The organism is Ensifer sp. ZNC0028 (assembly GCF_000799055.1).
Taxonomy (GTDB): Bacteria; Pseudomonadota; Alphaproteobacteria; order Rhizobiales; family Rhizobiaceae; genus Ensifer.
Genome location: NZ_JTLA01000066.1, coordinates 1 through 19,975 on the forward strand (window position 1 = coordinate 1; position 19,975 = coordinate 19,975).

At 58.8% G+C, this 19,975-nt stretch carries 22 protein-coding genes; 16 read left to right on the forward strand and 6 right to left on the reverse strand.

From position 1 onward, the window contains the following. From L981_RS35540 to L981_RS15150, 4 genes are all read left to right on the forward strand, one after another. On the forward strand, positions 1-177 hold a 177-nt coding region (locus tag L981_RS35540), incomplete at its 5' end, for a type II toxin-antitoxin system VapC family toxin (protein WP_043617597.1). A 9-nt stretch (positions 178-186) separates the two neighbouring features. Further along, the gene (locus L981_RS34530; RefSeq protein WP_156134100.1) at positions 187-384 is read left to right on the forward strand and encodes a hypothetical protein; all 198 of its coding nucleotides are present in this window, start codon (positions 187-189) and stop codon (positions 382-384) included. After that, on the forward strand, positions 381-1,538 hold the full coding sequence (locus L981_RS15145; RefSeq protein ID WP_043617599.1) for a site-specific integrase: 1,158 nt from the start codon (positions 381-383) through the stop codon (positions 1,536-1,538). The genes L981_RS34530 and L981_RS15145 overlap by 4 nt, the downstream gene beginning before the upstream one ends. Positions 1,539-1,807: 269 nt before the next feature. Continuing rightward, positions 1,808-2,410 carry a DUF4143 domain-containing protein gene (locus tag L981_RS15150; RefSeq protein WP_245281635.1) on the forward strand — a complete coding sequence of 201 codons (603 nt, stop codon included), beginning with the start codon at positions 1,808-1,810 and terminating at the stop codon, positions 2,408-2,410. Between the two features lie 713 nt (positions 2,411-3,123). On the opposite strand, the gene L981_RS15155 is transcribed toward L981_RS15150, so the two are convergent. From L981_RS15155 to L981_RS15165, 3 genes are all read right to left on the reverse strand, one after another. Then, positions 3,124-3,306 carry a hypothetical protein gene (locus L981_RS15155; protein ID WP_043617601.1) on the reverse strand — a complete coding sequence of 61 codons (183 nt, stop codon included), beginning with the start codon at positions 3,304-3,306 and terminating at the stop codon, positions 3,124-3,126. Between the two features lie 1,005 nt (positions 3,307-4,311). Beyond that, entirely contained in the window at positions 4,312-4,911 is a 600-nt protein-coding gene (locus L981_RS15160) for an NADPH-dependent F420 reductase (protein WP_043617603.1), read from the reverse strand. Positions 4,912-4,937: 26 nt separating this feature from the next. Beyond that, positions 4,938-5,690 carry a 3-oxoacyl-ACP reductase family protein gene (locus tag L981_RS15165; RefSeq protein ID WP_043617605.1) on the reverse strand — a complete coding sequence of 251 codons (753 nt, stop codon included), beginning with the start codon at positions 5,688-5,690 and terminating at the stop codon, positions 4,938-4,940. Between the two features lie 111 nt (positions 5,691-5,801). On the opposite strand from L981_RS15165, the gene L981_RS15170 reads away from it, so the two are divergent. Continuing rightward, on the forward strand, positions 5,802-6,731 hold the full coding sequence (locus L981_RS15170) for a LysR family transcriptional regulator (protein WP_043617606.1): 930 nt from the start codon (positions 5,802-5,804) through the stop codon (positions 6,729-6,731). Between the two features lie 261 nt (positions 6,732-6,992). Here the strand turns inward: L981_RS15170 and repC are convergent, their stop codons facing one another. From repC to repA, 3 genes are all read right to left on the reverse strand, one after another. After that, positions 6,993-8,207: a plasmid replication protein RepC gene (gene repC, locus L981_RS15175; RefSeq protein WP_043617609.1), complete on the reverse strand. Its 1,215-nt coding sequence runs from the start codon at positions 8,205-8,207 to the stop codon at positions 6,993-6,995. A gap of 188 nt (positions 8,208-8,395) precedes the next feature. Continuing rightward, positions 8,396-9,400, reverse strand: coding sequence for a plasmid partitioning protein RepB (gene repB / locus L981_RS15180; protein ID WP_043617610.1), 1,005 nt, complete (start codon positions 9,398-9,400; stop codon positions 8,396-8,398). Between the two features lie 142 nt (positions 9,401-9,542). Further along, entirely contained in the window at positions 9,543-10,760 is a 1,218-nt protein-coding gene (gene repA, locus L981_RS15185) for a plasmid partitioning protein RepA (RefSeq protein WP_043617841.1), read from the reverse strand. 375 nt (positions 10,761-11,135) lie between these two features. On the opposite strand from repA, the gene traI reads away from it, so the two are divergent. The 11 genes from traI to trbH are packed head-to-tail and all read left to right on the forward strand — an operon-like array spanning position 11,136 to position 19,971. Further along, on the forward strand, positions 11,136-11,762 hold the full coding sequence (traI, locus tag L981_RS15190) for an acyl-homoserine-lactone synthase TraI (RefSeq protein WP_043617612.1): 627 nt from the start codon (positions 11,136-11,138) through the stop codon (positions 11,760-11,762). Between the two features lie 10 nt (positions 11,763-11,772). Continuing rightward, on the forward strand, positions 11,773-12,750 hold the full coding sequence (trbB, locus tag L981_RS15195; RefSeq protein WP_043617614.1) for a P-type conjugative transfer ATPase TrbB: 978 nt from the start codon (positions 11,773-11,775) through the stop codon (positions 12,748-12,750). Beyond that, positions 12,740-13,117, forward strand: coding sequence for a TrbC/VirB2 family protein (locus L981_RS15200; protein ID WP_043617616.1), 378 nt, complete (start codon positions 12,740-12,742; stop codon positions 13,115-13,117). The genes trbB and L981_RS15200 overlap by 11 nt, the downstream gene beginning before the upstream one ends. Then, positions 13,110-13,409 carry a conjugal transfer protein TrbD gene (locus tag L981_RS15205; protein WP_043617618.1) on the forward strand — a complete coding sequence of 100 codons (300 nt, stop codon included), beginning with the start codon at positions 13,110-13,112 and terminating at the stop codon, positions 13,407-13,409. The genes L981_RS15200 and L981_RS15205 overlap by 8 nt, the downstream gene beginning before the upstream one ends. A 9-nt stretch (positions 13,410-13,418) precedes the next feature. Then, the gene (locus L981_RS15210) at positions 13,419-15,875 is read left to right on the forward strand and encodes a conjugal transfer protein TrbE (RefSeq protein ID WP_043617621.1); all 2,457 of its coding nucleotides are present in this window, start codon (positions 13,419-13,421) and stop codon (positions 15,873-15,875) included. Then, complete coding sequence (gene trbJ, locus L981_RS15215) at positions 15,847-16,650, forward strand: P-type conjugative transfer protein TrbJ (RefSeq protein WP_043617623.1); 804 nt, start codon at positions 15,847-15,849, stop codon at positions 16,648-16,650. The genes L981_RS15210 and trbJ overlap by 29 nt, the downstream gene beginning before the upstream one ends. 53 nt (positions 16,651-16,703) lie before the next feature. Further along, positions 16,704-16,847: an entry exclusion protein TrbK gene (trbK, locus tag L981_RS33785; protein ID WP_245281636.1), complete on the forward strand. Its 144-nt coding sequence runs from the start codon at positions 16,704-16,706 to the stop codon at positions 16,845-16,847. Continuing rightward, positions 16,841-18,022: a P-type conjugative transfer protein TrbL gene (gene trbL / locus L981_RS15220; RefSeq protein ID WP_043617626.1), complete on the forward strand. Its 1,182-nt coding sequence runs from the start codon at positions 16,841-16,843 to the stop codon at positions 18,020-18,022. The genes trbK and trbL overlap by 7 nt, the downstream gene beginning before the upstream one ends. Before the next feature lie 17 nt (positions 18,023-18,039). Further along, a complete protein-coding gene (locus tag L981_RS15225; protein ID WP_043617629.1) occupies positions 18,040-18,702 on the forward strand; it encodes a conjugal transfer protein TrbF in 663 nt (220 codons plus the stop codon). 16 nt (positions 18,703-18,718) lie between these two features. Continuing rightward, positions 18,719-19,531 (forward strand): P-type conjugative transfer protein TrbG, encoded by an 813-nt coding sequence (gene trbG / locus L981_RS15230; RefSeq protein ID WP_043617632.1) that lies wholly within the window; start codon positions 18,719-18,721, stop codon positions 19,529-19,531. Between the two features lie 2 nt (positions 19,532-19,533). Continuing rightward, on the forward strand, positions 19,534-19,971 hold the full coding sequence (gene trbH, locus L981_RS15235; protein WP_043617635.1) for a conjugal transfer protein TrbH: 438 nt from the start codon (positions 19,534-19,536) through the stop codon (positions 19,969-19,971). Positions 19,972-19,975: the final 4 nt, after the last annotated feature.

A 19,975-nucleotide genomic window follows, 5' to 3' on the forward strand; every position in this document is an offset into this window, starting at 1 on the left:
GTTACAGCCGACCATGCTGATCGCGCGCGACGCGCCTGGCGGCGTTTTGGCAAGGGCCGTCATCCGGCCAGCCTCAACTACGGCGACTGCTTTTCCTATGCTCTTGCCACGCTTTCCGGAGAACCACTCCTCTACAAGGGCAACGATTTTTCGCAAACCGACATCGATGCGGCGTGAGGTTTGTCCATGGCAGCTCAAACCGAGCCAGCAAAAGCGCCCGCTGATGTGTCGGCGACTACACAAGGCGCCAAGCTGAGCCAGAGCGGAGGATCCGCCTCGATCGAAGACGTATGGCTGTGTGCCGCAGAAAGCATCCCGGGTTCGGTGCGCCGCATGACGTCGGCTCACGGCGATCTCTACGATATCAACGGCCTGCCGAAATGAGCGAAGCCTCCTCAGCATCCACCCTAAAACGCGCCGAAGAACTCGACGCGCTCGATTCCATTCTGCCCTTCGATCGGCGTGACCAGCTCGCTTCCCTGCTCACCGACGACGACGTCGCGACGCTCAAGCATCTCGCTGGCGAAGGCATGGGCGACAACACGCTGCGCGCACTTGCCTCCGATCTTGGCTATCTCGGGACCTGGTGTCAGCTTGCCACCGGCAGCCCCCTGCCCTGGCCCGCACCCGAAAGCCTGCTGCTGAAATTTGTCGCCCACCACCTTTGGGATCCCCTCAAGCGCGCCGAGGATGCCGATCATGGCATGCCGGCCGATGTCGAGGCCGGCTTGCGGGAAAGCCGCCTGCTGCGCGCGAAAGGCCCCCATGCGCCGGACACGGTGCGGCGACGCCTGACCACCTGGTCGATCCTCACCCGCTGGCGCGGGCTCACCGGTGCCTTCAACGGCCCTTCGCTCAAATCTGCCTTGCGCCTTGCCGTGCGCGCCAGCGCTCGACCGCGACAGCGCAAAAGCAAGAAGGCCGTCACCGCCGACATTCTGGCAGAACTGCTGCAGGCCTGCGCCGGCGAGCGCCTGGTCGACCTGCGCGACCGGGCGCTGCTTCTAGCAGCGTTTGCCTCCGGCGGGCGGCGGCGATCGGAAGTGGCGGCCCTGCGCGTCGAGGATATTGTCGACGAAGACCCTGTTCGTGCCGATCCGAACGACGCGAACTCCCCTCCCCTGCCCTGCCTGTCGATCCGCCTCGGCCGCACCAAGACGACAACCAGCGACGACGATGAAAACGTCGTTCTGATTGGCCGGCCGGTGGTCGCGCTAAAGCACTGGCTCGAGCAGGCGAACGTCAAAGATGGCCCGGTGTTCCGACGCATTGATCAATGGGGAAATATTGACCGACGGGCGCTGACCCCTCAGTCGGTCAACCTGATCCTGAAGACCCGTTGCAAACAGGCCGGATTCGATCCGGCGCTGTTCTCGGCGCATGGCCTTCGGTCCGGCTACCTGACCGAAGCCGCCAACCGCGGTATCCCCCTGCCCGAAGCCATGCAGCAGTCATTGCATAGGTCGGTGACGCAGGCAGCTCGCTACTACAACGACGCAGAACGCAAGCAAGGACGAGCGGCAAGATTAGTGCTTTGAGGCTGCGCCGACGTTCACTTCCCGCACGCAGAAGCCAGAAACCGCATTCGCCATCATCTTTACCTTGCATTTCTGGAATGGAACTCCATAAATGCAAGGATGATTGAGCGCCAAATAGCTTCCACACTCACAGAACTTATCGATACGAACCCCGCCGTCGCACTCATTGGACCGCGCCAGGCTAGGAAAACGACGCTCGCTCTCGCAACCGCTGAGCAGCGGCAATCAATCTATCTTGATCTCGAATCCGATGCCGATCGGAGAAAGTCTTGCCGGCCGCATCGCCTATCTTGAGATGCATCCGATCGACGGGCCTCCTAAATGCCGCCGAATTCGCCCGCGCGCTTGGGGTCGATGGCAAGACCGTTGCGAGCTATCTAGACCTCCTTGTCGACCTCCTATTGGTTCGGCGGCTAGAACCTTGGCACTCCAATGTGGGAAAGCGCCTGGTAAAATCGCCGCGCGTGTATGTTCGCGACAGTGGCATAGCTCACACCCTTCTGGGTCTGACGAACCAAGAACAAGTCCTCGGGCATCCCGTCGCGGGCGCGAGCTGGGAAGGTTTCGTCATTGAAACCCTCTCCGGAGCCGTGCCGTACGGCACCCAGCTGAACTTCTATCGGACGGCAGCGGGCGCCGAGATTGATCTCCTCGTAACACCGCCCGGCGGGCGACCCTGGGCAATCGAAATCAAACGCAGCCTCACTCCAAAACTCGAAAAAGGGTTCTATCTCGCCTGTGAGGCGATAGATCCCGAACGGCGACTGGTGATCTATCCCGGATCTGAAACCTACCCTCTGAGCGAAACAGTCGAAGCAATGCCGCTTCCCATCGCAGGAAAACTCTTACGAGATCTCGCCGGATCCCTTTGAGTCGAGCGGCTTCGATGAGCGCTAACCCTCTGCGAGGGTCGGCCCCTTCGCCGAAACCGCCCACGGCGATACCCGCATTGCTCAGTTGTCGCTACTGCCCTTTTTATCGATACGAATGAGCGATAGATTCAGTCGCGATACCTCATGTTCTCCGCCAAGAGCGAGCTATAGAAGGACGCCTATCACTCATGAAAGCAATCCATAACGGAGCGGTCATCACCGCTTCAACTGTTCTATCCAACCCGTTTGGCCGTTGCCCCATTGGCTCTCATGTGCGTTATCTGCATCGGCCTAATTGAAAACTCCCCGCGTTCCGCGTCAGGTCGCGCAATTGACCGCCGACCGATACGATTTGCCCTTCCCTCTCGAGAATGCACGCAGCAATGATCTCGCGGGCTCCTAGCAGGCGCTCGGACTACCCCCATCATCGATCGGTCGACCAGCGGTGATGATGAAAACGTGATCCTGATTGGCCGACCAGTAGGTGCGTTGAAGTGCTGGCCCCAGGACGCAGCATCGGCGCTGAACCGGCTTCCAACGCGACCGGCCGGTGCTAACGCCCCCGTCGGCCGATTCGATCCTGATGACAGGTTGCAAGCAGGCGGACCCAGATCCGCTATGTTTTCGGCGCATGGCTTAGGTCCCACAAAGGCAAGGTACCCAGGAAGGCGACACTGAACTATTCGCCGCGGCCGTTCCCCTACTTGCAGGTATCAAACGGTCGAGGCCCCCCTTCGCCCCACGCGGCTGGTATCGGTCGCATCCATTCGAGGGCAGTTGCAGCCTTGGCCGAGCACCAGCAGATCGCCTTCGCCTTCAAGATCGAGCGCGGCCGGAAGACGGAATGCTCGGAGCTCTTCAGGCAGATCGAGTGCCGAAAGCGACTTCGCGATCACTCATACCTCGCGGGCCAAAGCCCGCGCGACCTGCGCGATCTGGGGTGCACTCGGGGCTCACTAAACCTGCCACAGGCAACCAACTTAAGGCCGGTCGTCCTAGTATAATCGCGTTGGCGAAAAGACGTGCGAGGACAGCAGAGCGTCTCGGGCAGCACCGTGGTCAAAGCTTCCCCTGGTTCCTGAAACTGCCCTGCTTTATCACCTCAGTGAGGAGCACGTGTTGTGGGAGGTCGCCGACGCTCAGATTGCCGGACGCCCTCGCCACGGCTTCCACCGATTGTTCCCTCTGAGAACTGGCGCGTCGATTAAAATGTGGCGTGTTCCCGTCACATGCCTCGCCAAGCGGCGCTCTGTTGGCTTGTCGCGCCTATCCTGTTGGGAGCTCCCAACAGGATAGGCGGCGGCTATCCAAATTCTTCCAGGACGCGGAGTTCCGCAATGGCCATCGGGAACAAGGGGAGCCGGCGTATCAAGGCGATCTGAACCGGCGCCACAGTGGCTCTTGGGTCTCGCGTAAACTTGCGCGGGCGAGCGGAAGAACTTCTGTTGGGAGCTCCCAACAAAGCAACCCTGATAACGGTCAGCGCGTCCGTCGAGGGAGGTAGACGTCACCGCCAATCTACCGACTCGTCACGTCGGTGCTACCCGGTTCAGATTCTCCAGTCAGACGAGGACTGTCGCGATCCTGCGTTCCCATTGGCCGCCGCCGCACACATGCTTCAGATCGCAACGGTGTCGTCAACTATGCGGGCAGGGGAGGGGATGTGACAACTTGCGACGGTTGTACCAGCGAAGCAATGCCGACATCCAAGACCCTAGTGGCGCACCGGCGCCGAGTAGGGCGGACTGAACCTCGCAGTCAGGAGGGAGCGGCCGATGCTCCCTCCCTATAACTCATGCGCACAATTGCAGCAGCCGATCACTCGAGCGTCACTTGTGATGACAGCCAATCCGTTCAGCAAGCACTTGAGCCCCGAAGCGTATGCTCCCCGCCGAAGTCAGTCATCCAAATTTCACGAGATTGAGTGCGGGGAGCGGACGGCCGGGGAACTGCACCAGCTTTCCACCGATTGCGACCGGACCGAGATCGATCCCCGCGAAGCCCAGCTTGGCGATCAGTGCGTTTATTTGAGCCTTCGACCTCGCGTCGTCCCCCGAATAGAAGAGGACGCGGCTTCCACCCTCAGCACGCGGATCGCCAGAGAGCAGATGCGGAGGGAGATGGTTGAACGCCTTTACGACACGAGCGCCTTGCACCAGGTCAGCGAACACTTCCGTCGACAGTCGGCCATTGAGTTCGGCCGGCTGGAAGAGCGGACGCTCGATCGGGTTGTTGGCGTCGATAACGATGCGGCCTGCCCAATCAGGAAGACCCGCCAACGCCTTTGGCAACTTCGACCAAGGCACGGCGACCAGGACGTGATCAGCCTTGGCCGCTTCTTCGATCGTGCCTGCCGTAATGTGTGGCGTCAGTTCTTGCGCGAAGTCCCGCAATGTGTCGGGACCGCGGCTGTTGGAGATCGTTGCGGCGATACCGTTCCGGGCAAGCGCGCGGGCGAATGCGGAGCCGATCTCGCCGGCTCCAATGATACCAATAGACATGGGGGGTCTCCGGATTGGATTTATGATCAGGCGGTGAAGCCGCCGTCGGCCACGATGTCAGCACCCGTTACGAAGGCAGCCTCGGGGCTTGCGAGATAAGCCACGACGCTGGCGACCTCGTAGTCCTTGCCGTAGCGGCCGATCGCCATGCCGGGGCTGACGATCTTCGAAACAGGGCCCCCATCGGGATTCATGTCAGTGTCGGTCGGGCCGGGGTGTACGGTGTTCACAGTGATGCCCTTGGGACCGAGGTCTCGCGCGAGGCTGCGGTTGAAGCCGGCGACCGCTCCCTTGGTCAGCGTGTAGAGCGAGGCAGTCGGAAAGGCTGCGTAGCGGACCATGGAAGAGCCGATATGGATGATGCGGCCGCCCGATTTCATGCGGCGTGCAGCCTCCTGCGTGCCGACGAACACACCCGTCACGTTGACCGCGATCATGCGCTCGTAGTCTTCGAACTTGATGTCCTCGATCGGACCGCCGAGCGCGATACCTGCATTGTTGACGAGGATGTCGATCGAACCGAACATTTCCTCGGTCTTGGCCACCGCGGCCCGCACGGAGTCGGGATTTCCGGAGTCGGCATGTATGGCGATGGCACGACCGCCTGCGTTTTCGATTTCCTTCACGACATCGGCTGCCTTTTCGGGCGATGCGCTGTAGGTGATGGCGACTGCGGCTCCGTCTGCCGCAAGGCGCTTTGCGACGGCTGCACCGATAGAGCGCGAACCGCCCGTCACGAGAGCGGTCTTGCCGGAGAGTTTCAGAGAGGTGTTGGTCATTGTGGTCACTCCATTGCTTGGTTTCGATGGAGTGAATATCGCCCTCTTATTCCTCTATGATTAGACGGTATTGACTGTTATTACTTTCAAGCAATCGTTGAAGGGTGGCGCATGGAAACACTGGCAAATCTGGAGTCCTTCGTTCGCAGCGCCGAGCTTGGCAGTTTCTCTTCCGCAGCCCGTAGGATGGGTCTGACGCCAGCCGCGGTGAGCAGGAACGTCGCTACCCTCGAATCCAACCTCAAGCTCAGGCTCTTCCACCGCAGCACGCGAAGTCTGACGCTGACGGAGGCTGGCGAGCGCTTCCTCCATTCGGTCCGTGATCACCTGGAGAGCCTTCAAGGTGCGATTGCCGAGGCATCCAATGAACAGGCCGAACCAGCAGGCGTGCTGAGGCTCAGCATGAGTCCGACATTTGGAGTTGAATACGTTCTTCCGACCTTGCCCGAGTTCATGAGCCGATACCCGCTGATCAGGCCGGAGTGGATGTTCGAGAATCGGCAGGTTGACCTGATCGCCGAGGGATACGACGCGGCGATCGGTGGCGGATTCGAGCTGACACCGGGCATCATCGCAAAAACCCTTGCCTCGGCCCACATCATCGCGGTTGCCTCGCCGTCATACATGAAGGACCGCGTTCCGCCTCACGACCCATCCGGCCTGAATGAGCTAGATGGGATCGTCATGCGTTCGATGCGGACGGGGCGAATTCGACAATGGCAGATGAGAAACTTCCCGGGCGACGAACTGCCAGCGGTGTTGAAGGAAAGGATCGTCGTCAACGACCCGGGCGCAATGCGGTCCGCCGCGGTCCTCGGGCTTGGTGTCGCCATGATCGCGAAGCCTGACGCCCTGCCGTACCTGGAGAACGGCGAGCTTGTCCGGCTGAACCCTGCCTGGTACGCCGATGCCGGTCCGATTTCGATTTACTATGCGAACCGGACCTTGCTACCCGCAAAAACCCGCGTGTTTATCGATTTCATCGTCGAAGTCTTCCAACGCGAGAAGTGGCCAGAACGATTTGCCGGTACGTTGGGCTAATGTCAGCCGACCGCGGCACATTCCGGACAATGCCGCCGCGGCTCTTGCGAAAACGAGCAGCCCCCGCGTCATTTTTCGTCGAGGACTGGGGCTGTCCATTGCGGTTGGTCGACCCTTGATCAGCAGCGGCATTCGCTAGCGGCCGGCTCGATTTCATCTTCGTAGGGAACCTCGCTGCTGATCTGCCACATATACCCTCGGGCGCGGGGGCTGGGACTTCGGCTTTTTCGCTGTGGCTGCCCGTGCTCGGAAGGGCAGGGGTTACGCCGATCTGAGCTGCACTGCGCCCCCCGTTCGCAGAAGCGCCATCAGCATCGGCCCCAGGCTAAATTCTCCCTTTGCCGCGCGCCCGGTAAGGTCCCGGAGATATCCTCCCGCAGAGTTGATGTGTCCAGCTCGCTCAAGAATGCAGGCAATAACGACCGCCGCATTCTCAGGCCCCATGATTTCGCAAGCTTCCTGATAGGCCGACGGCGAAACTCCGAGCATAGACCGTACGACTACCGCGGCACTCATCAAATCGCGCCAGCTCTCAACTCGGCCAGCTTGCCCGTAGTCCGCTATCTGCGGGCAAGCTCTCAGAACCATGCCCAGAGGAAACACCGAGACCGCATCCTTACGACTTAGCGGTTCTTCCCGCAACTTCGCCCCCAGCTCGTTTCGTGAGCTAGGTTCAAGTTCAATTTTAGATTCGGTATTTGAATTCTGTATGTGCTGACGGATTTCGTCGCCATTGATAGCGGTTTTTTCCGAAATAATCTGCACTTCCAACAGGTTGACGATCCCTTCGTGCAAAAGGACGAGCTCGTCGAGGCACCCTGTGAAGTCCGACGCTTCTTTCGCCGTCCGTAGCTTCGCCACTATCGCAATGAACTGTGCTTCGATGCTTTCCCAATCACCCGAGGCCCCCTCATCGATCGCGGCAGATATGAGCTTGCGCACATCGCGCCTGGTAATCGTAACCTTCTCCTTGATCACTCTCAGCCGACGGATTTCGTCATTGACCTGTTGAGCCAAGAGAGCGATCTCTTCCGAGCGCGCAAGCAGGGGCGCCAGGCTGAAACCATAGGCAGCTTCGATCGTGCCATCGCGATCTTTGCGGGCGTAGCGCTTGCCGTTAGGGCTGTCGTGGCGATGAATTAGCCCGGCTTGTACCAGGATCGCCAGGTTCTCCCGCAGGGTCGTACCTGCAATTCCGTTCGCGCGTGCTGTCAGCTGCGCGTTGGAGGGAAACACGATGAGGTTGGAAGCTTCGCTCAGATCGTTCGCGGGGTAAAAGGACAGAAGCGCGCTGAGCACTGCCAGTGCCCGGTCGCGCACGCCCAGAAGGGAACGTGCTGCGCAGGCATCCTGATAAACCTTCCACTTGTCGACTGTTTTGCCTTCCTCGATGTCCGCCGCGGCGAATTGATTTTTCACGAGGGCAAGCGTCATCGGACGCCGCCCAAAAGGCGTCGTCACATATCCACTCTGCATTTTTCTTTCACCTTTCGAGAGGCAACAGAAAAACGCTCACCGAAGACAGTGCCAAAAACTCTTGACGGGGATTCCGGGAAGTGCGATTCTCTCAACCGACCAAAGTGGAGAAGGCTCTTCGGAATTCGTTTCGGGGGGCTTTTTCTTTGCCGTGTGAGTGCGATCCACCAAACCATCACACGCTTATTTCATCGGTTCTCTCCCTCGCCGTTAAGCTGTTGGAATTCCTCGAACAGGATGTCCAGCTTGCCCGATACGAACTGTGCGAACGCCGGGACCGATTTCTCATCGAACGTAATCGTCGTCTTTCCCTCGCGCCCTTCAATTTGAGCTCCGCGCTTTCCATGCGGGGTGCGCCAGTCTTCTCTGTCAGGCTTCGAGTTCTTGGTAGGCTTAAGCATTGCACGAAGCAGAGCGTCTAGACGTGCATCGCTCTCAAGCTGGTTCTGCGCGTATTTCGCGAGGAGTTCGTGCGCAGCGGCCAGCCTCTCGGGGGAGGAGAGATGATCAGCCAGCGCCAGCCAACGCGCGCGCCCAGCTTTTGCCGCCGGACCGATCTTTCTCACCAGGTCCTCAGGTATCTGACGTGCGATTGCTATGTAGCGGCTCACATCTGCCTTATCTGCAGCCAGCGCGGCAATAATCGTCGGGCGATCGCATCCGCCATCTTCTAGGTTCTTCGCGAAGAACGCCTTTTCAATGAACGACAGATCCTTGCGGTCGAGGTTTTCGCGGCCCTGGGCGATGTAGAGCTGGCTATCAGAGAGGTTTCGTACGATTGCGCTGACTGGTCGTCCCAGCTTCTCGGCGGCCTTCAATCGACGACGACCGTAGGCAATCTGGAAGCGGCCGGAATCCTGCGGGTTCGGCCGAACAAGGATCGGGACCTGTTGTCCGTGTTCTGCAATGCTCTCGACAAGTGCGTCGAAGGCTGAATCAACGTCGATGGGAATGCGATCCAAGATCTTGGAGCTATCGACCGATCCCGTCTCGATCGAGATGACAGCTTCGCCTTCAGCCAACTGCTGCTGAAGTCTTGTAGCCTGCTTCGCGTTCTCGGCCATCTCGTGCAGCGAGGTTCCCATTGCTGAGATCGCACCTGTTCGCACGCGGTCGGCAGATTTCGATGCGGAAGACGCTGCCGCAACTGGCTTCTTCAGGAAGAGAGAGTCAATCGAGTCTCGCCTGCTCATGTCGCCTCACCTGTGTTGAAGTCACTTGAACCTGTACGATTGTTGAATGCCTCTGGTGTGCCCACGAGCGAAGCGCGCACACGCATTCTCGAAGGCGCCGCAGGGGGCATTGATCCCGCGCTCGTGATTTCGAGAGGATGCATTACGCTCGGCCCCACGCTTGCTTGATCAAGGTCTCCACCTCGGAATTCACTGCGTCGAGCGCTTCCATTGCACGGTCATAGGTGGACCGCGTCAGATTCTCGCGGCCAATTTCATAAAGCGTCTGCTTCGTCAGTCCGGCGTCCGAAACGGCTGCGGATTTGACCATCGGATTTGTGAGCACGTGATCGTCGAACAGGTTTCGCAGAAGCGCCGCCACCTTCGTCTGGGGCGCATCTTGAGGCTCGAAACGCGTCAGGAGGTAGCGGATGAAGTCATACTTCAGTTCGCCGCCTGCATCCCGGACGACACCCAGAAGATCGCGCGTCATCAAGAGGAACTGGCTCATCGACGAAATATCGAGCATCTGCGGATGCACGGTCACGATCATGGAGGTAGCAGCGCACAAGCCGCTCAATGTGAGAAAACCGAGTTGGGGAGGGCAATCGATCACGACGATATCGTAGTTGTCGGCCACCTCGTCGAGTGCCGCCGCCACGCGAGCAAAGAACAGTGTTTCGCCAGTCGATCCAGCGCTCAGCGCCCTTGGCGTCGTGTGCTCAAACTCCATCAATTCAAGGTTGCCCGGCACGAGATCGAGGCCGTCAAAATAGGTCTTGCGGATCACTTCAGACAACTTCCGACGCTCATCGTCATATCGGATCGCGGCATAAAGGGTCTGGTTGGACGCGACATCGAGCTCGGGAAGAACTCCAAGCAGCGCGGACAAACTGGCTTGGGGATCCAAATCTACAGCGAGAACCCGGTAGCCCTGAAGCGCCAGATACTGTGCCAAGTGCGCCGAAGTGGTTGTCTTGCCCGACCCACCCTTAAAGTTCGTTACAGCCAAAACCTGGAGATGTTCGCCGGCGCGGCGATGAGGAACAAAGTCGATGCTTTCCCGTCCGCGCGTCGATTGCGCCAGGAGATGCCTGATCTGATTGATTTCCGGCAATGTATATAGCCGGCGGCCGTTGCTCGTGGTCTGGGGCTGCGGTCCTTCGCCAGCAAGCGTCATCTTCCGAAGGGTAGAATCAGATACCTTCATCAGACGGGCGGCTTCCCCGGACGTGAACTTCCGCAGAATTTTGTTCGCCGTTGGCGGGAACAGCGCCTCGCTCATCGACCGGAGCTGTGAACTTAGAAGATCGGCCTGCTCGCCAATCGTCTCGTCGACACTGGGCAAAGCTTCAAGGTGTTGGTTTCTCGCCACGCTCACGCTGATATCTCTCGTCACGGTTTTTTTGCCGGTTCGGCATATTTATCGTGACGATACGCAAAAGGCATTTCTTGGCAAGGACTTAATGGTTAATCGATGGTTAACGGCGCGGCAATCTTGCGCAGCTGTCAATCCGAATATTCTCGTTAAATCAGCCCTTTAGGAATCCTTTCGGCTCATTTTGTTCACCATAGGTTTTACTGTGAATCCTGCAAGACGTGCGCCCGAGAGCTGGCTTCGAAACCCCAATCTTTAAGCCTGCCCCAAAGACTCACCATGCGACTCAGTCGGGAACGGCCTTGTTGAATCCTACAACTGCCGCCTCAATGCGATTCGTGCTGACTTCTCTCCGATCGAGGTCGATGGGAGGAGTTCATGCAGATCCGCGCGATTTCAACGCCCCGAAACAAAGACGAGGCAAGACTTCTACACGCCCAACATCAACTGCGGGCTCGTGTGTTTTCTGATCGGATGGGTTGGGATGTCCAAGTTTCCGACGGATGCGAACGGGATCGTTTCGACGAACTTCAACCGACCTACATTCTGGGTATCTCCGACGCTGCACGGATGATTGGTTGCGCCAGGCTTCTTCCGGCGCTCGGCCCAACCATGCTGGCCGATGTTTTCCCTTCGCTTCTCCCTCATGGCCGGCTTGCCGCTCACTCCTCCATGATCGAAAGCTCGCGCTTCTGCGTGGACACCGCTCTCGAGGAGAGAGGAGCAGGGGGCTCGGTCCATGAGGCAACGCTCGCAATGTTTGCCGGCATCATCGAGTGGTCCATCGCGAACAATTTCACCGAAATCGTAACCGTGACAGATCTCCGGTTCGAACGGATCCTCTCTCGTGTCGGATGGCGGCTTCGGCGCCTTGGCGAACCAAGAAACATCGGAAATACCGTGGCAGTCACAGGCATTCTGTCGGCGGATGCGGACACATTTATCAAGCTTCGTCCTCCCAGCTACCACTCTCAGATTTCTGGCCCTTTCGGCCAAGCCGCGTGAGGAAGCGCCGATGACACAGCTTCGATCTCATCCCCGCCTCATTCGAAAACTCCAGGAAGCGCTTGGCGACCAAATCTGCAATGCACTCGACGACAGCACCGTCGTCGAGATTATGCTCAATCCGGATGGAAAGCTGTTCATCGAACGGCTCGGGCAAGGCGTCGCACCCGCCGGCGAAATGTCCACGGCTGCCGCTGAGATGGTTATCGGTACGGTCGCTCATGCCCTGCAGTCGGAGGTGGATGCCACCCAGCCCATCATTTCCGGGGAACTCCCGATCGGCGGCCATCGATTTGAGGGCTTGTTGCCGCCGGTCGTCGCCAGGCCTACGTTCTCCATTCGCCGGCGTGCGTCACGCATGATCCCGCTGGGCGAATATGTGCGTACCGGCGTCATGACGGAAGCACAGGCGACCACCATCAGGAGCGCCATAGGTGCGCGCCTGAACATCATCATTTCCGGTGGAACCGGTTCAGGCAAGACGACACTTGCCAATGCCGTGATCAATGAGATCGTCAAAAGTGCTCCTGAAGATCGTCTCTTAATCCTCGAGGACACCGCCGAAATCCAGTGCTCTGCTGACAACGCGGTTCTCCTCCACACCAGCGACTCAATCGACATGGCTCGGTTGCTGAAAAGCACAATGCGCTTGCGACCCGACCGTATCGTCGTCGGCGAGGTTCGCGACGGAGCGGCACTGACACTGCTTAAGGCGTGGAATACCGGACATCCCGGAGGTGTGGCGACAATCCATTCGAACACCGCGACGTCTGCCTTGCGTCGCCTGGAGCAACTGACGGCAGAAGCCAGCCAGCAGCCCATGCAGGAAGTGATCGGAGAAGCGGTCGACCTCATCATCTCCATCGAACGCACGCCACACAGCCGGCGCGTTCGCGATGTGATCCATGTCGAGCAGTTCGCGAACGGCGAATACGAAATCGAATCCGAAGAACTCACTGAGGAACAGGAGGCGCGGCATGTCGCCTGAGAATAGGGTCCTCTTCGGAGTTGTTGCGACGATAATAGTTCTCTCAGCCACCGCACCAGCGTTCGCCAGTTCTGGTGGCGGTCTTCCATGGGAGGGGCCGCTTGAAAGAATTCAGGAGTCCATCACCGGCCCGGTCGCCGGTTACATCGCTCTTGCAGCCGTCGCGATCGCCGGTGGAATGCTGATCTTCGGCGGCGAACTCAACGATTTCGCGCGACGATTGATGTACGTGGTTCTTGTCGCCGGCGTCTTGCTCGGTGCAACACAAATTGTCGCCCTTTTTGGCGCAACCGGCGCGTCCATTGGATTGCCCGAACCACTCGCAAAACCACGGCCTTCGGTTGAAGGGGAGGGCGCGCGTGGCTGAACATCGGTCTGGTCTTCATCGCAATCGCATTCATCGCGCACTCTCGCGGCCGAACCTTCTGATGGGCGCGGACCGGGAACTGGTCCTGATCACCGGCCTGGCTGCGGTCATATTGATCTTCGTCGTGCTCACTCCCTATTCCGTGCTTTTCGGTATCGGCGTTTGGATCGCCATCGTCGGGTTGCTGCGCCAAATGGCGAAATCCGATCCACTGATGCGGCAGGCGTACCTGCGTCATGTCTCCTACAAGCCCTACTACAGGGCGACCACTTCGCCATGGCGCCGGTACTGAGGGTCAACAATGGTCGCTCTAAAACACTTCCGGTCCACCGGCCCGTCCTTCGCTGACCTCGTTCCTTACGCCGGCCTGGTCGATAATGGCATTCTCCTGCTGAAGGACGGAACCCTGATGGCCGGATGGTATTTCGCGGGGCCAGATTCCGAAAGCGCCACTGACCTTGAGCGTAACGAGCTTTCGCGGCAGATCAACGCGATCCTGTCGCGGCTCGGCAGCGGCTGGATGATCCAGGTCGAAGCCATCCGTATTCCGACGGTGGATTACCCATCAGAAGACCGTTGTCATTTCCCTGATCCCATCACACGTGCGATTGACGCAGAACGTAGGGCTCATTTTGCGCGAGAGCAGGGCCACTTCGAGAGCAAGCACGCCGTCATACTCACCTATCGACCCATTGAGCCCAAGAAAGTGGGACTGAGCAATTACATCTATTCGGACGAAGAAAGCCGGACGAAGACCTATGCCGACACGGTCCTTCTCACTTTCAAGAGCGCCATTCGCGAAATCGAACAGTACCTTGCGAACGCGCTTTCGATCCGACGCATGGAGACGCGGCAGATGGTTGATAGGGGAGGGCAGCGCATCGCGCGCTATGACGAGCTGCTGCAGTTCGTTCGTTTTTGCATAACAGGCGAGAACCACCCGATCCGGCTGCCAGACATCCCGATCTATCTGGACTGGATCGCGACGGCTGAGCTTCAGCATGGGTTGACACCGAAGGTCGAAAACCGGTTCCTCGGCGTCGTGGCTATCGACGGGCTGCCAGCAGAGAGCTGGCCAGGAATTCTCAACAGCCTGGATTTGATGCCGCTCAGCTATCGCTGGTCGTCGCGTTTTATCTTCCTTGATGCGGAAGAGGCGCGTCAGAAGCTCGAGTGGACCCGCAGGAAGTGGCAACAGAAAGTTCGCCCCTTCCTCGATCAATTGTTTCAGACGCAAAGCCGCTCCCTGGATCAGGACGCAATGAGCATGGTGGCCGAGACTGAAGACGCGATTGCCCAGGCGTCATCGCAGTTGGTTGCCTATGGGTACTATACGCCGGTAATCATCCTCTTTGACGATGACCGGGAGGCATTGCAGGAAAAGACCGAGGCGATCCGCCGGTTGGTGCAGGCTGAGGGCTTTGGTGCAAGGGTCGAAACACTCAACGCCACGGATGCCTTCCTCGGCAGTCTTCCAGGCAACTGGTTCTGCAATGTCCGGGAACCGCTGATCAACACCTGTAACCTTGCCGATCTGGTCCCGCTCAATTCAGTCTGGTCGGGAAGCGCGATTGCCCCTTGCCCTTTCTTTCCCGCCAATTCTCCCCCCTTGATGCAGGTGGCGAGTGGCTCGACCCCCTTCAGGTTCAATCTGCACGTCGATGACGTTGGCCATACCCTCATCTTCGGTCCGACCGGTTCGGGGAAGTCGACATTACTGGCGCTCATCGCGGCACAGTTTAGGCGGTACGAGTTCGCGCAGATCTTTGCGTTCGACAAAGGCAATTCTCTCCTTCCGCTCACACTTGCTGCCGGCGGCGATCACTACGAGATCGGCGGGGATCAAGAAGAAGAGGGGAGGGCGCTCGCGTTCTGCCCGTTGTTCGAACTCTCTACCGATGGCGACCGCGCCTGGGCAGCTGAGTGGATCGAGATGCTCGTCGCCTTGCAAGGCGTGACGATCACGCCAGACCACCGGAACGCCATCTCCCGACAAGTTGGTTTGATGGCGACCGCCGCCGGCCGATCGCTTTCGGATTTCGTCAGCGGCGTTCAACTTCGCGAGATCAAGGATGCGCTTCACCACTACACGGTCGATGGCGCATTGGGACAATTGCTCGACGCCGAAGAGGACGGTCTAACGCTCCGATCGTTCCAATGCTTCGAAATCGAGCACCTCATGAACCTTGGCGAGCGCCATCTCGTTCCAGTGCTGACCTACCTGTTTCGACGGATCGAGAAGCGGCTCGACGGGTCGCCAAGCCTGATCGTGCTGGACGAGGCCTGGCTGATGCTGGGGCACCCGGTCTTTCGCGATAAGATCCGCGAATGGCTGAAGGTGTTACGCAAAGCGAACTGCGCGGTAGTGCTAGCGACCCAATCCATTTCCGACGCTGAGCGCTCCGGCATTATAGACGTGCTGAAGGAATCTTGCCCGACCAAGATTTGCCTTCCGAACGGCGCCGCGCGCGAGCCCGGCACGCGGGAATTCTACGAGCGGATCGGCTTTAACGAGCGCCAGATCGAGATCGTTTCGACGGCCATTCCCAAGCGCGAATACTACGTCGCCACTCCCGAGGGCCGCCGGCTTTTCGATATGGCATTGGGTCCGGTTGCGCTGAGCTTCGTGGGAGCGTCCGGCAAAGATGACCTCAAGCGCATCCGCGCGCTCAGATCTAGACATGGCCAGGACTGGCCGGTCCGCTGGCTCGAAACACGAGGAGTTCACGATGCCGCATCGCTACTCAAGTTCGCGTAGGTCAATGGCAGGCCTAATTGTGTGCGCTCTCGCATCAACCTCACCACTCTCGGCACGAGCAGGTTCCGCAACGGGTGTCGCCACCGAATGGACCCAACTCGCCAACAATGCCCAACTCGTCGACCTTCTCAAGAGCAATGGTCTGCAGGTTGACAACCAACTCACTCAAATCAGTCAGTTGGCCGAACAGATCCAGAACCAGCTGAAGATCTACGACAACATGCTCCAGAACACGGCGCAGCTGCCAAAGCACATTTGGGGCGAGGTCGAGCGCGACCTGAACAAGCTCCGTAGCATCGTCGACAAGGGGCAGAGTATCGCGTTCTCTATGGGCAACGCAGATGACGTCCTGCAGCAGCGCTTCAAGAGCTACGCGGACTTGAAGACGAACCTGCCGAACGGAGAGAGCTTTTCCTCAAGCTACCAGTCCTGGTCAGATACGAACCGTGACACCATCGCCGGCACTTTAAGAGCAGCAAGCCTCACGGCCGATCAATTCGATACGGAGGAGGGCACCATGAATGAGCTCCGATCGATGTCGCAATCCGCCGACGGGCAGATGAAGGCGCTACAGATCGGACATCAAATCGCCACCCAGCAGGTCAGCCAGATGCAAAAGCTTCGTGGCCTCGTTTCGCAGCAGATGACGCTGATGGGCACCTGGCTCCAGTCTGAGCAGACGAAGATGGATCTGGCACAGGCACGCCGGGAGAGATTTTTCGACGCAGCCGTCAGCGACATCCCAGAAGGTCAGAAGATGGAACCACGCTGGTGAACCGCGCTCTTACAACTGCGTCCCTGGTTGCCGTGGCAATTGCAGCATGTGCAGTGACGACTACCGTCTTCATTTTGCGAAGCTCCTGCGAGCCCGTCGTGTCCGACGAGCAGAGAGCGACGCAAGACAGATTCTTCGGCTCTAGCAACGAACTACCTCCGATCGAAAAGGGCCAGGAGATGAAACCGCGATGGTGATCAATTCACTCTCCCGGACCCTTGTCCTAAGCGCCGCGATTGTCCTTTTCACTGATGCACCGACCTTGGCTCAAACCGGCCAAGTCCTAACGGAGCTCGAAAACCAGGTCGTCGCAGCAGCCAGGGGATGGGAAACAACCATCATAGATGCGGCGCGATCGCTGTTTTGGATCCTTGCAGCGATCGAGATCGCAATCTGTGCAGTCTGGTTGGCTCTTCAGGCGGCTTCGCTTGACGGTTGGTTCGCCGAACTCGTTCGGCGGATCATGTTCGTGGGCTTTTTTGCGTTTGTCCTCGATCAGGGGCCGACCTTCGCCAAAGCCGTCATCGACAGCCTGTTCCAGATTGGCGCGGGCGGTGGATCAGCGTCGCCAGCCGAAGTCTTTGACGCAGGTATACGCATCGCCTCACAGATGTCGCTGCAAGTAAAATTCGGCGTGTTCGAGGACAATGCTCTTGGCGTCGCCGCGGTTCTCGCCATGGGAGTGGTGGTCATCTGCTTCTCGCTCGTCGCCGCGATTTTCGTTTCCGTCATGATTGAGATGTACATTGGGCTGCTGGCGGGCATGATTATGCTCGGCTTCGGCGGTTCGTCTTTCACCAAGGACTTTGCGGTTCGTTATCTCGTCTACGCGTTCGGCGTTGGCATGAAGCTGATGGCGCTCGTAATGATCGCAAAGATTGGGTCTCAGGTCCTTACGGGCTTGGCAGCTGCTCCAACCGGGTCCTCCGACCGGTTTGTTACGATCCTGGCGATCGCTGGCATCTCTGTGGTCGTCTTTATCATAGCAATGTACGTGCCAAACATTATTCAGGGGGTTGTTCAGGGCGCCTCTGTGACCGGCGGCATGGAGACCATACGGCACGGCAGTCAAACGGCGTCGTTCGCGGCCGGCGCAGCTTCACTGGTCGCCGGCTCCGTTGGCGCCGGCGCTGCTGCGGCCAAATCGGCTAGCGCCGCTGGCTCATCGATCGCCGGCTCAGCGCTTAGTGGGGCTTGGTCAACTCTCACCTCGGGGGCGAAGGCAACCGGTTCTGCCGCCAGGGACAAGTCGATCGGATCGCCTGGAGCCTATGCCGGGTCGTTGCTGGGCCTCGCCAATGCAAAGCTGGATGAGGCGCGCGGCCGTGGAAAGACAAACAAGCCCCTACCTGAACGAAACGAACAATCATAATCCGGAGAGATCCACACATGACCGTGAACCGCGTCCCCGAAAACCCGTACCTTGCCGCGCGGCAGGAATGGTCCGAGCGCTATGGGTCCTACGTGCAGGCCGCTGCCGTCTGGCGGATAGTGGGCATTCTTAGCCTCGGCATGGCCATCATCGGCTTCAGCTATGCCATGTATCTGAGCACTCAGGTCAAGCTGGTGCCCTACATCGTCGAGGTCGACAGGCTCGGCACGCCGATCGCTGCAGGCTTCCCCGAGCAGATCGAATATGCCGACGCGCGCGTTGTGCGCGCGATGCTCGGTAATTTCGTGACCAGCTTTAAGAGCATCTCGCCGGACGCGGTCGTTCAAAAGCAGTATATAGATCGCACCTATGCCCTTGTGCGAACCGCAGATCCATCGACCCAGAAGATCAATTCCTGGTTCCGCGGCAACTCCCCATTCGAGAAAGCCAAAACGTCCACCATTGCAATCGAGGTGAACAACATCGTCGCGCTATCGAACCAGACGTACCAGATCGACTGGACTGAGTATGAGCGAGACCGGAAAGGCAAAGAAACGGGTATGCGCCGGTTCCGCGGGATCGCAACAGTCGTACTGATCGCGCCGCAGGACGAGGCGATAATCCGTCTCAATCCGATTGGTCTTTATGTCCAGGATTTCGACTGGACCGCACAACTCTGAGGGCGGGGACATTCAAATGCACAAAACAGTTCTGAGCGCGGCCGCCGGCTGCATGGCTGGGTTCGTGTTCGCAATGACGGCAAACGCCCAGAGCATGAGCAAGAACGAAGCCAAGGCGACGAGCATCTCCGGGAAATGGCGAGGTTCTTCAGGTCTCGTCACCAAGGGACCTGATGGGAAAGTCATATTTCTGTTTGGCGAGATCCAGCCATCAGTGGTCTGCTCTCCTTTGCAGGTCTGCGACATTGAATTGCAGGGCGGCGAGATTGTTCGTGACGTCCTCGTGGGCGATACGGTCCGCTGGAAGATCGAACCTGCAACGTCAGGTGCTGCTGGCGGGCAAGCAATACATCTGATCGTCAAGCCATCTGAACCGGGCCTGGTGACGTCAATGGTCGTCACGACGTCGCGGCGAACCTATCACATCCAACTCAAATCCCATCCAAGCCAATATATGGCGAGGGTGGGCTTCGAGTACCCGGAAGACACTTCGAATAAGCTGGCGGATATCAATTCCCGCCTGGAGACCGCTAGCCTTGCTGGAGGACCACCGGAAGCACTGAGCTTTGCCTATTCGATCAGCGGTAGCGCGCCATGGAAACCGAAGCGGGTCTTTTCCGACGGGGTCAAAACCTACATCCAGTTCCCACGATCTATCGCAGGTGAGGATGCGCCCGTGCTCTTCGTTGTCAGCGGGGGCCAGAACCGCATCGTCAACTACCGCATGAAGAAGGACATGATGGTCGTCGACTACGCAGTCGAAAAGGCGGTGCTCGTTTCTGGCGTTGGTTGGCGCCGGCAGAAAATTACGATCCGAAGAGGAGGCTGACGATGCGACGTTTGCCGATGGCAATTCTTGCTGCAGCGCTGCTTAACGGTTGCCAGACCGCGAATGAAGCACTTACCACGAGCGCAACTCCGGCTGCGGTTGCCGGAGGCGCCGCCAGTGCAATCGCCGGCGATATGGCAGGCCGGTTTGCCGAACAGATCGGGTCCCCGGCAACCACGACGATCCGGTTCGACAACGACGAAACCGAATACGCGACCGCCCTTGAAGCTGCCTTGAGGGGTTGGGGATATACCGTCACTTCGCAGAAAAAGACGACCAAAAGTCAAAGCTCCATCGCGCTTGTCTATTCGAACGACGCGTTTGAGGGCCAGATTCTCGCGCGCCTGACGACGCCATCGATTTCGATTTCCCGCGCCTATTCGCGCACAGCCGGCGGCGCGATGCCCGCAAGCCCGCTGTCCGTCCTGCGCCATAACTGAGGAG

Bases quoted from the DNA above. Each gene is read 5' to 3' on its own strand.
- L981_RS34530 (WP_156134100.1), top strand. From the start codon at position 187: ATGGCAGCTCAAACCGAGCCAGCAAAAGCGCCCGCTGATGTGTCGGCG.
- L981_RS15145 (WP_043617599.1), top strand. From the start codon at position 381: ATGAGCGAAGCCTCCTCAGCATCCACCCTAAAACGCGCCGAAGAACTC.
- L981_RS15160 (WP_043617603.1), bottom strand. From the start codon at position 4,911: ATGTCTATTGGTATCATTGGAGCCGGCGAGATCGGCTCCGCATTCGCC.
- L981_RS15165 (WP_043617605.1), bottom strand. From the start codon at position 5,690: ATGACCAACACCTCTCTGAAACTCTCCGGCAAGACCGCTCTCGTGACG.
- L981_RS15170 (WP_043617606.1), top strand. From the start codon at position 5,802: ATGGAAACACTGGCAAATCTGGAGTCCTTCGTTCGCAGCGCCGAGCTT.
- repC (WP_043617609.1), bottom strand. From the start codon at position 8,207: ATGCAGAGTGGATATGTGACGACGCCTTTTGGGCGGCGTCCGATGACG.
- repB (WP_043617610.1), bottom strand. From the start codon at position 9,400: ATGAGCAGGCGAGACTCGATTGACTCTCTCTTCCTGAAGAAGCCAGTT.
- traI (WP_043617612.1), top strand. From the start codon at position 11,136: ATGCAGATCCGCGCGATTTCAACGCCCCGAAACAAAGACGAGGCAAGA.
- trbB (WP_043617614.1), top strand. From the start codon at position 11,773: ATGACACAGCTTCGATCTCATCCCCGCCTCATTCGAAAACTCCAGGAA.
- L981_RS15200 (WP_043617616.1), top strand. From the start codon at position 12,740: ATGTCGCCTGAGAATAGGGTCCTCTTCGGAGTTGTTGCGACGATAATA.
- L981_RS15210 (WP_043617621.1), top strand. From the start codon at position 13,419: ATGGTCGCTCTAAAACACTTCCGGTCCACCGGCCCGTCCTTCGCTGAC.
- trbJ (WP_043617623.1), top strand. From the start codon at position 15,847: ATGCCGCATCGCTACTCAAGTTCGCGTAGGTCAATGGCAGGCCTAATT.
- trbL (WP_043617626.1), top strand. From the start codon at position 16,841: ATGGTGATCAATTCACTCTCCCGGACCCTTGTCCTAAGCGCCGCGATT.
- L981_RS15225 (WP_043617629.1), top strand. From the start codon at position 18,040: ATGACCGTGAACCGCGTCCCCGAAAACCCGTACCTTGCCGCGCGGCAG.
- trbG (WP_043617632.1), top strand. From the start codon at position 18,719: ATGCACAAAACAGTTCTGAGCGCGGCCGCCGGCTGCATGGCTGGGTTC.
- trbH (WP_043617635.1), top strand. From the start codon at position 19,534: ATGCGACGTTTGCCGATGGCAATTCTTGCTGCAGCGCTGCTTAACGGT.